Origin of the sequence: Streptomyces sp. NBC_00376 (genome assembly GCF_036077095.1) — a bacterium.
Taxonomy (GTDB): Bacteria; Actinomycetota; Actinomycetes; order Streptomycetales; family Streptomycetaceae; genus Streptomyces.
Window position 1 is genome coordinate 2,927,342 of the sequence record NZ_CP107960.1, and the last position, 14,180, is coordinate 2,941,521.

A 14,180-nucleotide genomic window follows, 5' to 3' on the forward strand; every position below is an offset into this window, starting at 1 on the left:
GGCCCCTCGGTTTTCGTGGCCGGTGGTGCGGGGCGCCGGCTAGACGACCGGGGGTTCGAAGTCCCAGTACGGGCGGTTGCGCGAGCGGGCCGAGACCGTATGGACGTGCTGGGCACCGAGGGTGGCCACCAGGTCGCCCAGCGCCTCGTTCTCGACCTTCTCGGCCCGCTGCCGCTCCCGTACGCCACGCAGGTCCGCGGCATGGGCGATCCGGGCGGAGAGGGTCAGCGGGTGGGTCCGCCCGAGGGTCTCGGTGGCCCTGGCGATGACCGCGGCCGTCAGCGAGGCCGCGGATTCCGGGTCTCCCACCAGGTTGCGCAGCGCCGAGGCGTTGATGGCGCACCCCAGGGTCCAGGGGTGGTACTCGCCGACGGCCTGTGTCAACGCGGCGAGGGCCCCTTCCAGGAGCGTATGGGCCTGGTCGCGCTCGCCCACGTTGCGCAGGATCAGTGCGTGGTTGCCCCGCGTTCCCGCCACGAAGGGGTGCTCCTCGCCGAGCATGCTCAGATAGCCGTCGATGACCTTCTCGCTTATGCCCCTGGCCTGGTCGATGTCCGCGTGCTCGCGGGCGAAGCAGCTCTGCCCGGCCGCGAACATCATGGTCAGCGGGTCGCCCTCGCCCAGCACGCGCTCGCACCGCTCCAGGACCCGGGTGAACAGGGTCGAGGCCTTGGCGCGATCTCCCGAGCGGTAGTGGCACAGCGCGAGGTTGTACTCGGCCCGCAGCGTCTGCGGGTTGTCGTTGCCGAGGACCCGCCGGTGCACCCCGACGCTCTGGTTCTGGAGCGACATCCCGTCGCTGTAGCGACCGAGCAGGCGCAGGTCGGTGGCGTAGTTGGTCTGGGAGGCCAGGGTCCAGTTGTGCCGCTGGCCCAGGAACTGCCGACGGGCTTCCAGGGTCCGCCGGTTGAGCTCCAGGGACTCCTGGTACCGGCCGAGGAGCCGCAGCGAGACGGCCAGGTTGTTCTGCGCGTTGAGCGTGCGCGAGTCCTGGTCGCCCAGCAGTTCGCGGTAGGCGGCGAGGACCCAGCCGGACATCTCCAGCGCCTCTTCGTACCGGCCGAGCCCGCGCAGATCGGCGGCGAGGCCTCCGGCGGCGCGCAGATGCTCCAGATCCTGCACGCCGCGCTCGGCGCGCAGATGGTCCACCGCGGCACGTTCGATCACTTCCGTACCGGCGTAGTCGCCGACGGCCCGCAGCAGGTTGGCGTAGTGGTAGCTGAGGTCCCAGATCCTGGGGTGGTCCTCGCCGAGGAGTTCCCGCCAGGCCTTCATGGCGCGTTCGCCCAGCTTGATGCCGGCCCGGTACTCGCCGGAGAGGTACATGTAGCGCAGGCAGTTGAGCACCAGGGACTGCACCGCCGGGTCGGTGCTCCTGAGCACGTCGGCCCATTTCAGGTGCGGGGTGATCTCGGCGTAGGCGGGCCACAGGCGGGTGTCGCTGGGCCTGCCGGGGTCCGCGGCGGCGAGGGCCCGGCGAACCACGTCGATGAACTCCCGGCGGTCCCGCTCGGTCATGTCGTGGCCGACGATCTGGTGGACCATCCGGTGCATGTAGAGCGATTCTCCGGGGGACGCCTCGTCGAGGACCGACTCGTGGGACTCCAGCCGGACCACGGAGTACTGGCGCAGCTGTGCGATCGCCTTGTTCCACAGCAGCGGGTCGTTCATCAGGCCGGACACCTGTTCCGGCAGCTCGCCCGCGGGCATTTCCTTCAGCAGCCGCACCGGAATGGAGCCGGGCGCGAAGAAGCTGCACAGGCGGAGCAGATCGACGGACTCGGGGACCGTGTCCTTGAGCTTGTTCAGCAGTATCGACCATGCGGTCTGGAAGGCGAGCGGGAAGTCGGCGGAGACCTTGACGACGTCCTGGTCGATGCCGCCTTCGAGAAGTTCGATGTACTCCTCGACCGACAGGTCGGAGTCGTTCAGCCAGCCTGCGGTCTGGTCGAGGAGGAGCGGAAGGTCTTCGAGCGCCTCGGCGAGCCGGTCCGCTTCGGCGGGGCTCAGGCGCGGTGCGCGGCGCCGGACGAAGGCGACCGACTCGTCCCGGTTGTAGACGGGCACCTCGACGAGGTTGCTGTTGTGCTCGCCCCACTCCGGGTTGCGCGAGGTGATGAGGACGTGTCCGGGGCCGGTCGGCACCAGGTCCCAGATGTTCTCGGGCTCGTCGGCGCCGTCGAGCACGAGGAGCCAGTGGGAGTGCGGTTCACCGCGGCGCAGCGCGTCCCGCACCGCGCGCAGCCGCTCGCCGTACTCGACACCGGTGGACAGGCCCAGTTCGGGGGCGAGTTCGGCGAGCCGCTGGCGATAGAGCGCACGCCGGTCGGCGGGCACCCACCAGACCACGTCGTACTCGGAACCGAAGCGGTAGACGTACTCCGCGGCCAGCTGGGTCTTGCCGACACCGGACATGCCGTACAGCGCCACGACCCCGGCGCCCGACCCGGCGTCCTGGAGAGCCTGGTACGCCTTGTTGAGCAGTTCCTCACGACCGGTGAACCGGGTGTTGCGCCGCGGTACCCCGCCCCACACCTCGGGGGTGTCGGCCGGGTAGCGGGGGCCCGGCCGGTGCTCGACCGGCTCGGGAAGCGGTTCGGTGGGCAGGCCGAGGCGGACGAGGAGCCGTCGCTCGGCCTCGTCGGCACCGACGTTGGTGAGGTCGGCGGTGCCGAGGACCGAGGTGGCGCCGGGCAGTGCCGAAGTGGTGAGGCTGACGGCGGCGAAGCGGTCGGGGTCGGGGGCGACGACCTCGCGCAGCGCCCTGTTCCACTCGTCGTGCGTGCGCGGGCCGAGCTGGAAGTACCAGTCGCTGAGGACCAGCAGGACGCGGCCCCTGGAGAGCGTCAGGTCGCGCAGCGACTCCTCGAGCGGCACCTCCACCGGTGGGTCCCAGCGCTGCTGGACGACCGTCACCCCGCGCCGCTCCAGGCGGTCCCCGATCCAGGTCGCCCAGGCGCGATTGAAACCGGCGAAACTGATGGTGACGGATTGCGCCCCGGTTGCTCCAACTTGCCTACGCGTTCCGGGCATTCAACCGTCTCCCTGCCTCGATTCGAGCCTTGTCAACATACACCGGAGCCTGGTCGCTCCGGCGGACAATCCCGGGGGTTCTCACGGCCTGTGCGGGCCGTTCCTCTGCTGCCATATCACCTTCGCGGTGGCCACGTATGCCTCCGCACGCGCGAGGTGCCCCGCAGGAGGCGGACAATCGTCCAGACGGTGGTAGAGCGCGATCATCTCGTTGACCAGCACCCGGCCCTCGCGGGTCAGCTCCGCCGATCCGGCCAGCACGGGGAGTACGGCTCCGACCTGTTCGCGGCAGCGGGCGTGCTCGGCCCAGGCCAGGTCGCGGTGGGTGACGCGGCGCGCGGAGAGCGCGAACCGCTGCCAGTAATCGGCGAGCGCGATGTGCGAGTAGGCGCCTTGGAGGAGGCCGTCGAAGGGGCGGGGGTCGGAGCGCCAGGGGGCGAAGTGGCGTGGGGTCGCGTCCTCGTGGTGCAGCGGCAGGAGGGCGCAGAGCGCGGACAGCTTGGTGTGCTGGAGTTCGTGGACGAGGGTGGAGGCGAAGTAGGCGGGGGTGGCCGGCCTGCTGCTGAGGACGGCACCGAACGCTTCCCGCCTGGTGCCGCTGCAGTGTGCCGTGCCCTCGCCGGCGGGCCCGGAACCGGGTGGCGGGCCGAGCGGGACGAGGCAGCGGAGCAGGACCGCCGCCTCGGTGAGGCGGTGCTCGCCGCCGATGGCGAGCAGGGGTGCCACACCGGCCCAGGACTCGGCCCAGGCCTTGCGTTCGTGGTCGTCGATATGGGTGGCGGCGCTCAGGCCGTGCCGCTGGAGTCCGCGGCCGTCGGTGCGGTACGGGTCGACGTCGTCCAGGGGTACGGGGCCGATGCCCGACTGCACGGCGGGCAGGGCGAGCACCGGCAGCCAGCGCGGGTCGCCCGAGCCGGTCGTGCCGTCCGGGTGGGTGTGTGCCGATATGGATTCCTGCCCGGTCTCACGCATCGTCAATTCGTCGCCGGAGAAGGCGATGTCGACCGGCGCGGATGCTTCGGTTTCCGTGCGCAGGGCACCCAGGGTGGGCAGGGACAGGAGCCCGCCGTGCGCGGTGAGCCGGGTCGTGAACGGGATTCCGGCGCGGATCGCGGCCGCGGCGGCCAGGGCGCTCAAGTGGTCCAGGTCGGCCCGGAGTTCGGGGCCGGGACCGGGGCCAGTGGCGGGTCCGGGGCTGGAGAGACCGCGCAGGCAGCGCTGCGCCCAGGGGCCCACGAGGGGGTGCAGCAGGACGGTGCGTAGGGCGGTCCGGTCGGCGCGTTCGGCCCTCTCCAGCAGCGCCCAGTCCTGACGGAGGCGGTCGAGCGCCTGGGGCGGGAGGACGTCGGCGGGTGCCGCCCCGGCCGCGTCGAGCAGGGCCCGCAGCAGGAGGAGCCGTCGGGTGTCCTGATCGCGTACGAGCACGCCGAGGGTGTCGGCATCGCCCTCGGTGCGGCCGAGTTGACGCAGCATGTGGTCCGGGAGTGGGGGGATCATCGGCGTTCTCCTGCGGTTGCGTCGGACAGCCGGGCGGCGACATGGCGTACCAGCCGTTCGAGGTCGGCGCAGTAGACGGACGGGTTGGCGAAGCCGTTCTCTGCGCGGTAGCGGTGTGCGTAGTGGCCGCCGCCGCAGACGGTCAGCAGCGGGCAGGCGCGGCAGGTGGCGGCCAGCGCGTCGGCGCCCGCCCGGCGGGCGGCCACGCCGGGGTGGCGCAGGGCGTCGTCGAAGGTGTGGCGGAAGACGTCGAGCCCGGTGGCGGCGGCCGTGTCGTAGGCGGACTTGAGGGAGTCGACCTGCTCGATCGCCCCGTCGGTCTCGACCACGATCGCGTCGACGGGATCGAGGCCGAGGGCTTCGGTGGCGCCGGGCAGGCCCAGCAGCAGGGCTATGCACTCCTCGAAGAGCCGGACCCTGGTCTCCCGCCGTCCGGTGCGCCACCAGCGGTCGAAGACGGTGGTGAGCCAGTCGCCGTACGGGGTCGGGCGGCCGGACGCGGAGCCCGTGCGCGGCAGGCCCGGTGGGGGGTTCGTCCAGTTGCCGTGCGGCAGCAGCAGGTCGATGGCCGGGGGGTGCAGGTCGAGCAGCGACTCGTACATCTCGATGGGGTCGGTGCGGGGGTCGACGACGGTGAGGATGCCGGCGTACGCGTCGGGGTGCCGGTCGGCGAGGAGCCGGGCGCCTCGCGAGGCGGCGGGCCAGGAGGGGCGTCCCGCGTGGTCGGTGCGCTGGGTGTTGTGGGCGGCCAGGCCGCCGTCGAGACTGATGCCGATGCGTATGCCGTGCCGGGCGAGCGTGGCGGTGCGGGCCTCGGTGAGCAGGGTCGCGTTGGTCTGGACGGTGGTGTGGACGGTGCAGCCCGCGGGTGCCAGGCCGCGTACCCGGTCGGCGAAGGCGGCCAGCCGGTGGGCGCCCGCGAGCAGGGGTTCGCCGCCGTGCAGGACGAGCGCGACGTGTCGCAGTCCGTGGGTGGCCGCGTGTTCGGCGATGCGGTGCGCGGTGCGGTCCAGGACGGCGGGTGCGGCGGCGGCCGGGCGGTCGCGCCAGGTGCGGTCGGGGCCCGCGTAGAGGTAGCAGTAGCGGCAGGCGAGATTGCAGCGGCCGTGCACCTTGACGATGAACTGCCCGAAGGAGGGCCCGGGTCGGTTCGGCCCGGCACATGGGGGCGTTTTCGGCGTCGCCTGTCGAGACACTCCCGCACCCCCGTGCCGTTCGCATCCGCCGGCACGGCCCCCGTCGCCGCCCCGAGGGGAGTATCCCTGGCTCGCCGCGGGGACAAACCCGTGCCCTGTCACGATGTCCTGTTCATCCGGGCCACCGGACCGAAATCGTGCGGCCCCGGCGCCGTCCCACCGGGCCGGGCCGCGGCCGGAAGGAGACGGCGGCGGGTCAGAAGGAGTTGTCGAACCCCCACAACATCTCCCGCGGCTGCTCGACCCGTCCGCGCAGATCCGCGACCACCTCGGCGAGCACCGGATGGTCCAGTGTCCGCAGTGCCTCCAGATCGAGCGCCAGCAGGTCCGGCAGCGCGTCCGGTCCGCCGGACGGGCCGTCCGGCGGACCGCCGTCCGGGATGTCCGTGTGCACCGTGCGCACCGTCTCGTTCATCACGCCTCCCCGTAACACCCCTCGCGCCCGCACCGGTGCGCTCGCCCTTGAGCGCCCGGCCGGGCCCGTGTACCTGATGTCCTGTGCGCCGGCACGCGTCCCGCGTACCGGCCGCCAATGTACGGATGCCCCGCAGGACCGGGGCTACGCCTTGGCGAAGATGCCGTCGAGCGGCGTCGGTCGTGCGCCGGTCGCACCGCGGCGGCCCGCCACGCGAAGCCCCACGTCGCCCGCCCCGCGCCGTCCGGCGCCCCGTCAGCGCTCCAGCTCCGCCAGCCGCTCGGCGGTCGCGCCGCCCGCCGATCCGCCGCCGTCCGGCAGCTTGCGCCATTCCTGGCGGGCCGAGCGGTACGCGTCGCGTGCGGCCCGGGGGCGTCCCGCTCGCTCGTACGTCATGCCCCGCCAGTGGTTGGCCGTGGCCCCCAGTTCCACCGCTTGCCAGACCTGCTGCGGACTGTCCAGCTCCGCCTCCGCCCGGCCGGCCGCCTCCGCCGCCCCCCGGAACGCCTCGGCCGCGTCGTCGAGCCGGGCCGGGCGCTGGAGCACCCGGGCGGCGTCCAGGTGGGAGCGGCCCAGCTCCAGCCAGCAGCTTGCCTCGGTCAGCGGGTCGGCCGCCTCCTGGGCCGCGAGGCCGAAGAGGTGCTCGGCCTCGCGGAGGTCGACCCGGTCCTCGGTGGCACGGTGCCGGAGCATCAGTGCGCGGCCCAGCATCAGCAGCCGCTCGGCCTGGCGGGTGCTGCCCGCCGGCGTCTCCGTACGGCAGTCGCGCAGCACCCGGATCGCGGCGCCGATGTGCGGGCGGCCGTCCGGCAGCCGGGCCCGGCGCAGCAGGGTGCCGCCCCATTCGGCGAGCAGGTCGGTGTGGGCGCGCGAGTCGCGGGGGACGTCCCGGGCGGCGCGGGCGAACCAGTCGGCGGCGGCCACGAGTTCGTCGGGCTCGCCGGTGTGCTCGTACCGGGCGGCGCGGACCCGGCCGGCCCTGATCCGCAGCGCGGCGCGCTGCCGCTGATCGCGTACGGTCGCCAGGGCCTGTTCGACGAGTGTCGCGGCCTCGTCCGGTTCCTCGCCGGAGCCGAGCAGGGCGTCCACCAGATCGAGCAGGACGCGCACCTCGGTGCCCAGGGTGTGCCGGCCGCCGCCCTGTTCGAAGGCGGTGCGCAGGGAACGTGCGGCCTGGCCCGCGTACACCCGGGACTGTTCGGTGTCGGCGGTGGCCCCGGCCAGCTTCAGCATGGTCCTTCCGTGCGCCAGGGGCAGGGTTGTGGGGCGGTTCTCCTGGTCGGGCCAGACATCGGCGAACGCCTCCAGCATTCCGCACGCGGCCTGGAGCAGGGCGGTGTCGCCGTCGAGCCGCCACTGCGCCTCCAGGGCCCTCACCCGTTCCAGGGTCAGCCGGAGGGCCTCGGCGGGGTCCAGGCCGGGGGCCGAGCAGGCGGCCGTGTACTCGCGGTCGGCACGGCGCAGCAGCTCCAGCGCGCCGCGCCGGTCGCCGCGCCGCCGCCGGTCGTCGGCTGCGGCGTGCAACACCTTGGCCAGTACGGCCCGTTCGCGTACCGCTGCGGGTTGCGCGGCGGCCCGTTCGGCGGCGTACTCGGCCTCGCGGAGCAGTTCGGCGTCGCCCTGGACCTCCCACAGCCGCAGCACGCAGCGGGCGTATTCCGCCCACAGTGCGGGGTCGGTGTCCGGTTGCTCCTCGCGCACGGCGGCGCCGCGCAGAAGCTGCACGGCGTCGATGAGGTACTGCACCATGCTGTCCGATTCGAACTGCCGCAGGAGGGCGCGGGCGCTCTCCACCGCGGTGTTCGGGGTCCGTACGGGGCTCGGGTGGCCCCCGCGTCCGGTCCGCATCACGAACTGCTCGGGCAGGGGCATGAAACGCTCCAGTACGCGGACCGCGACCTCGGCGAAGGGGTGGGGGACGCGCGACCCGCCGCTTGCGCCGCTCTCCTCGTTCTCGCCACCCTCCTCGATCCCCCCGTCGGGCGTGCCGTCCTCCAGGGGGTCCGTACCGGCGGTGGCCGGTGTGGACGGGTATCTGCGTTCGTGCCGGCGTTCGCCGAGCTGGGCGAAGGCCAGGGCCGGGAAGTTCGGCCCGCCCCTGCCGAACCGCTGCTCGATGTACTGCGAACAGTGTTTGAGCACGAGCAGCGCCTCGTCGCGGCCCAGCGGGCCGAGCAGCGCCTCCCGGACGCCGGGCACGAATTCGTACCACTGGCCGTCGTGCTCACCGCCGTCCTCGTTCCTGCTCCGCGTCAGCAACCCGCTGAGCAGCACCTCGGCGAGTTCGGACGGGCCCGAGTGGGGCAGCATCGTGCGCTGCACCAGCTGCATCACCGGGAGGTGCAGCGGGGCCGCCGCGAGGTAGACGGCCAGTTGCCCGGCGGCGGGTGAGGCCGCCGAGCGGAAGCGGCTGACCAGCTGGAGCGAGGAGAGTCCATCGCCCGCACGCTGCGCGGCCGCCGCCGGGTGATCGGCCCGCACCCAGCCGACCGCGCCGGAGATCTGTCCCGATCCGGTGCCGGAGAGCAGCCGGGCCCAGGCCGCCAGCGCCCCTTCCACCGGCGGGAGAACGGGTACGGCGAGGGCCCCCGGGTGCACGGCGGGGCCCGTACCCGGCTGCTCCACGACCTTGAGCACGGCGGCTCCGCCGGGTCCGTCGCCCCGGGACAGCGAACCGTAGGTGACCGGCAGTCTGGTGCGGTTCCACATCCGCTGCGGCAGCGGCTGGAGCACGGCGGCCGGGGCCTGCGCGGCCAGCTGGTGCAGCAGCCGGTGGGCCCGGCCGCTGTGCCAGAGCGGACCGGCGCAGTCGCTGACCAGGACGGTGACCCGGCGGCCGGTCGGATCGCTCAGCCGGTCCGCGGAGTTCAGCGGCGCCGCGGCCGGGTCGGGGCTGCGGCTCACCGCGGCCGCGCCGTCGGGGCCCTGGTGCAGATAGCGGACCTGCACGTCCCGGAAGGCACCCAACTGAGCGAATATCTGCTGGAGTTCGCCGAACATCCGGTCCCAGACCAGCATCGAGGACGAGGCGTCCATGACGCACTGCAGGACCGCCTCGCCCCGGGACACGCCACGGAACACCGGAATGATCAACCCGCCTGCGCGGGCGCTGAGTTCGGCGGTCGCCGTCTCGTCGAGGGTGCTGCGCAGCGGCGGCGACGCGGGGTGGTAGCGCTGCAACGGCCTGAGTGCGCGCTGGAGTTCGAGGGGTGCGGGCAGCGCCGGGGCGGCTGGCACACCGAAGGCGAGGGCGGCCGTACGCCCCTTCCGGGCAGCGCCCGTGCCCGTGCCCGACGGGCCGCCGGGGCGGGCGCGGTCCGAGGGTCCGGTACGCGGTACGGGGTAGAGCGTGATCCGCCGGTCAGGGTCGCCGGGGTCCGCCCGTGGCAGGGGTTCGTCGCCCGGGGCGTCGTGCGCGGGCTTCGCGGCGTCGGGCCCTGGGGCCTCGGGCCGCCCGCTCGACGGCGGCTCCGGGGGCAGGCGGACACCCGGAATGTGCCCCTGCCCCCCGGTCACGGTGTCGGCGTCGGGGTCGGCAGACGGCGCGTCCGGGTGACGGGCCCAGCGGGCCAGCCAGAGCGCGTCGCGCAGCTGCTCGACGTCGGGGTCGAGCCCGGCCTCGCGCAGCCGCGCCACGAAGGCTGGGAAGAGCCCCGCGTCGTCGAGTCCCGTCCCATGCGGCACCACAACACCGTCGTCGCCGGAACCCGCCTCACGCGGCACAGCAACACCGTCGTCGGGCCCCGTCCCGCCCAGCACCGCAACACCGTCGTCGTCGGAACCCGCCTCACGCGGCACCACAGCCCTCTCCCCCGCCACGCCGTCGCCGTCGCCGGGGTGGTGTTCGCCGTCCGGTCCGTGTCTCGCGCCGGCGCCCGCCATCAGCCCATCACCTCGGCCGGTCGAGTCGCTGGATGAGCAGGTCGGCGAGGCGGTCGCGGCCGGCCGGGGCGGCGGCGTCGGTGAGGTAGATGGCGTTCAACAGCTGGTCCGTGGCGAGGAGTTCGCTGCGGGACCGCTCCAGGAAGTGGGCGATCAGGTCGTCCCCGGAGCGCGCCGCCTCGTCGCCGAGGTGGGCGCGCACGAAGGTGGCGAGGCGCTGGTGGTCGGGGCGCCCCAGCTCCAGATGGATGCAGCGGCGCATCAGCGGCGCCGGGAAGTCCCGCTCCCCGTTGCTGGTGAGCACCACGAACGGGAAGGCGGTGCACTGCACCCGGCCGCCCCGCACCGTCACCTTGTTGCCGTCGTCGTCGAGTACCCGCGCCTCGCCGTCGGGCAGCCGGTCGGCGATCCGCTCCAGCTCCGGAATGCCGAACTCGCCCTCTTCCAACACGTTGAGCAGGTCGTTCGGCAGGTCGATGTCGCTCTTGTCGAGCTCGTCGATGAGCAGCACGCGGGGCCGGTCCGAGGGAAGCAGCGCGGTGCCGAGCGGTCCGAGCCGGATGTAACTGCCCACATCGTCCGTGGCCGGGCCGGCGCCCGTGCCGGCTGCGGCGCTGTGCGCGGCGATCTGTACGTCCTGGAGCCGGGCGATCGCATCGTAGTGGTAGAGGCCGTCCAGCAGTGTCGTCCGGCTCACGATCGGCCAGCGCAGCACCCGGCCGAGCCCCAGTTCATGGGCGACCGAGTGAGCCAGCGTGCTCTTGCCCGCGCCGGGGGTGCCGGTGACCAGCAGCGGACGCCGCAGATAGAGCGCCGCGTTGATCATTTCGAGCTCCTCGGCGCCCGGCCGGTGGAGTTCGGCGACGTGCCGGTGGCCGCCGAGGCGCCGGTCGGCGGAGCCGTCCCCGTCCGGCTCGTCGGGGTCCGGGGCGCCACGGCTCGCGAAGTCGCGCCAGGGCGGCGGCGGAGGCAACTGCTCGATGCCTTCGTGCGGTTCGCCGGCCCCTCGGTAGATGAGCCACTCGCTGGGTTCACTCATAACGTGTTCCTCGTCATCACTCGTCCGCCAGGGGCAGCAGTCGAACGTGGTTCACCGTAGTCATCCGGGACACCCCCCGAAAGAGGGTTCACGGAGCCTGCAACAACGGGCCGGGCGTGGGTGGTTGCGGGTTTCCGTAGACCAGGGCGATGCCGTCCGACCAGAACATGTCGGGCCTGCCCTCACGCACCCCTTTTCTCAGTTCATGGATCTTCTGCGGAAGCCGGTCGGCCACACCCGCCCCGTCGACCGTGTCGACGACCCGTAGGTGGAACTCGGTGCAGGACGCGGCCCGTTCGGTCCTCGGGCGCCGCCACAGGACCACGCCGAACCCGTCGTCGAGCACCCGCGCGAACCCCGCTACGCTCTGGGCGTCGGTCCGGCCGCCGTAGCGGCAGAACACCGGGACGGTCTCGTGCGGCAGTCCGCGCAGCTTCGCCGCCACGGGCACGGGTACCCGCATTCCGTCGTCGCAGTCCAGGACGGCGGCCCGGGTCGGACCGGTGTGGATGCGGTTCCAGCGCGCCTCGCGCTCCCGGACGGCGTCGTCGGACGGGGCGGTGCCCTCGTCCGAGCACCGGACGACCACCGGCCGCTGGACCCCGAGGGGCCGGCTGTCCGCGGGCAGCTGCCAGTTCTCGACCTCCAGGTCGAGCAGTGCCGGCGGCACCACGACCTGGAGGATCGCGGGGCTGTCGGGCTCGTCGCACATCCGGAACGCCTTCCCGAGGGAGGCGGCGAGCCTGGCCGGCAGTTCGTCGGCCCTGGTGCCCTGGTAGTTCTCGGTGACGGGCAGGTCGTCGGCGGTCATCCGGGCGACGACCCGCCAGTCGTACTGGTCCGGCTCCCAGGCGCGGGGCTCCAGATACAGCACGACGAACGTGGGGGCCCGCACCGGACGGACCGGCTCGTCGGCCGGTTCGGCCGTCCGCACGTGCTCGGCGCCCCGGTCGTACCGGCCCTGGTACCGGAGCCTGGCCATCTCTCGGCGGAACGGCGGTTTGAGCCGCTCTTTCGCGGTCTCGCGCACCCAGTCCCACAGGGCGTCCTCGGCGCGCTGGGTGGAGGGCACCACATAGGGGCGTTCGGCGGTGATGGCGCCCATGCAGTAGCGCAGGATCCGCTCCAGCGCCTCGTCGCCCTCGCGGGCGTCGTACAGGACGCCCAGCCCGTCGCGCCAGCCCCGGGGGGCCGGGACGCCGACGGTCCGGTAGCCGTACCCGAGGCCGCCGAGGGTGTCGAGCAGGCTGCGGGTGCTGACCGGCGGCGGGAGCTTGGCGAGCCGGCCCAGCAGGTCGACGCGCTGCTGCGGGGTGAGCGCCGGGCCCGCCACGGCGCCCAGGTCCCGCTGGACGTCCGCCCAGGACTCCTCGTCGTCCACCGGGTTGTTGTGCCGGTCGGCGTGGTAGCGGTCGTGGGCGTGGAACACGGCCTGGTACGGGTCGTCGGACTCGGCCGTGGCGGCCTGGTCGGGCACGGGCAGCGTGCGCAGCCGCTCCACGCCGATCGCCGTACCGCCGTTCGTATCCATGGAGCGTGATTTGAGTACGCCGACGACCTCGCCCCTGGCCAGATCGACGACGGGTCCGCCGGACATGCCCGCGTACAGCTGGCTCGCCTCGATCAGCACCTGTTCGTCGCCGTCGGCCCAGTCGTCGACGGTGCCCACCACCCGGCACTCCCGGCCGAGCCGCTTGAGCGCTCCGGCTCCGCCGTCCGCCCAGCCCGCGAAGTAGTACGCGCCGCGGTTCATGCCCGTGGAGCGCTCGCTGAGGTACACACAGGGGTGTTCGACGGGCCGCAGCAGCTGGATGAGCGCGAGGTCGGGGGCCGGCCAGCCGCCCGTGCCGGGCCACTCCTCGGGCAGGGCCGCCACGACCGTGCCCCCGACCCTGACGGCGTCGCCGCCACGAGCGGTCTTGTAGACCACGTTCACCTGACGCCCCCTCCCCTCCATCGCCACGTGCGCGCACGTGAGGACCCAGCTCGGAGCGATGAAGAATCCGCTCCCCAGGAAGTCGCCGTCGGATCCTTCAGGGGCATACCCGGGCTCCGGACGATGGATGCGCACCGTGGCGTCCTTCACGAGGCGAATCAGCGCGGATTCGGCGCCGCCCGGCCCCTGCCACGCGCCCCCGCCCGGCGGCTGCGTCACGATCCGCTTCCGTCGTCCGGCCCGGTGCCGCCCGCGTGCGCCGGTGCGCCGGTGGGTGCCCCGGCGGACGGATCGGACGGAGCGGACGGGCCGGTGGGAGAGGACGGGGCGGAGGGAGAGGTGGAGGGCGTGGCCGGCTGCTGCCCCGGCGACTGCGCGGACACCTGCGGGTCGAGGGGCGGCCCGCCGCCGTTCCACGTCAGCGTGACCTTGATCGATCCCTTGGCCTCGCCGTCCGCGAGCAGCCCGACGACCTTGCCGGACTTCGCGGTGAGCTCGATCCCGAACTCGACGCTGACCTCGTCGGGCCGCACGGCCCGCAGCGGCTCGGCGAGCGAACGCGCCACGCTGGTCACGACCCCTTGCAGGCTCTCGACCCGGGCCTGCACCCGGTCCGCGATGTTCCCGGCGCCGATGTCCGCGAACGACGGGCCCGAGCCGGACTGCGCCAGCTCCTCGGCGCCGGAGATCCGCGCCCAGACCTCCGTACCGTCGGGCATCTCAATGCGCGTAATACGGGCGTCACTGTCACCCATGAAACCCCCCGTTCCCCAACTACCCGCAGGCTAACGGCAGTACGCGTCCGATGCGAGGCAGATGGACGGGTACGCGGGCGGGTGCGCGGACCGGGACGCGGCAGTGGTGCGGGGCGGTTCCCGGCGGGTCGGCGGGGGTGAGTGGGGCCGGTCGCGACGGGTCGTGGAGGTGCCGGAGCGCGCGGCCCGGGGACCCGCTCCCGGCCTTCGTGGGGCTGCCACCAGGCATTAGGGTTGCCGCATGTACTTCACCGACCGCGGTATCGAGGAGCTGGAGAAGCGGCGAGGCGAGGAAGAGGTCACCTTCGAGTGGCTCGCCGAGCAGCTCCGTACGTTCGTCGACCTCAATCCCGACTTCGAGGTGCCGGTCGAGCGCCTCGCGACCTGGCTGGCCCGGCTCGACGACGACGAGGACGAGGACTAGGGG

At 73.4% G+C, this 14,180-nt stretch carries 9 protein-coding genes; 1 reads left to right on the forward strand and 8 read right to left on the reverse strand.

All coding sequences use genetic code 11. The features are described from left to right. Positions 1-39: 39 nt before the first annotated feature. The 8 genes from fxsT to OG842_RS12935 form a co-directional block, all read right to left on the reverse strand. The gene (gene fxsT, locus OG842_RS12900; RefSeq protein WP_266729745.1) at positions 40-3,033 is read right to left on the reverse strand and encodes an FxSxx-COOH system tetratricopeptide repeat protein; all 2,994 of its coding nucleotides are present in this window, start codon (positions 3,031-3,033) and stop codon (positions 40-42) included. Positions 3,034-3,114: 81 nt separating this feature from the next. Then, positions 3,115-4,530 carry an aKG-HExxH-type peptide beta-hydroxylase gene (locus tag OG842_RS12905; protein ID WP_266729746.1) on the reverse strand — a complete coding sequence of 472 codons (1,416 nt, stop codon included), beginning with the start codon at positions 4,528-4,530 and terminating at the stop codon, positions 3,115-3,117. Then, a complete protein-coding gene (locus OG842_RS12910; RefSeq protein ID WP_266733557.1) occupies positions 4,527-5,651 on the reverse strand; it encodes an FxsB family cyclophane-forming radical SAM/SPASM peptide maturase in 1,125 nt (374 codons plus the stop codon). Before OG842_RS12910 ends, OG842_RS12905 begins: the two co-directional genes overlap by 4 nt. Positions 5,652-5,922: 271 nt before the next feature. After that, positions 5,923-6,141, reverse strand: coding sequence for an FxSxx-COOH cyclophane-containing RiPP peptide (gene fxsA / locus OG842_RS12915; RefSeq protein ID WP_266729747.1), 219 nt, complete (start codon positions 6,139-6,141; stop codon positions 5,923-5,925). A gap of 255 nt (positions 6,142-6,396) precedes the next feature. Then, positions 6,397-10,023, reverse strand: coding sequence for an SAV_2336 N-terminal domain-related protein (locus tag OG842_RS12920; RefSeq protein WP_266729748.1), 3,627 nt, complete (start codon positions 10,021-10,023; stop codon positions 6,397-6,399). Between the two features lie 7 nt (positions 10,024-10,030). Beyond that, positions 10,031-11,062, reverse strand: coding sequence for an AAA family ATPase (locus OG842_RS12925; protein ID WP_266729749.1), 1,032 nt, complete (start codon positions 11,060-11,062; stop codon positions 10,031-10,033). An 88-nt stretch (positions 11,063-11,150) separates the two neighbouring features. Continuing rightward, positions 11,151-13,217: a VMAP-C domain-containing protein gene (locus OG842_RS12930; RefSeq protein WP_266729750.1), complete on the reverse strand. Its 2,067-nt coding sequence runs from the start codon at positions 13,215-13,217 to the stop codon at positions 11,151-11,153. After that, the gene (locus tag OG842_RS12935; RefSeq protein ID WP_266729751.1) at positions 13,214-13,753 is read right to left on the reverse strand and encodes a CU044_2847 family protein; all 540 of its coding nucleotides are present in this window, start codon (positions 13,751-13,753) and stop codon (positions 13,214-13,216) included. The genes OG842_RS12930 and OG842_RS12935 overlap by 4 nt, the downstream gene beginning before the upstream one ends. Before the next feature lie 241 nt (positions 13,754-13,994). Between OG842_RS12935 and OG842_RS12940 the strand changes: the two genes are divergently transcribed. Further along, positions 13,995-14,177, forward strand: coding sequence for a DUF6104 family protein (locus OG842_RS12940; protein ID WP_266729752.1), 183 nt, complete (start codon positions 13,995-13,997; stop codon positions 14,175-14,177). Positions 14,178-14,180 lie beyond the last annotated feature (3 nt).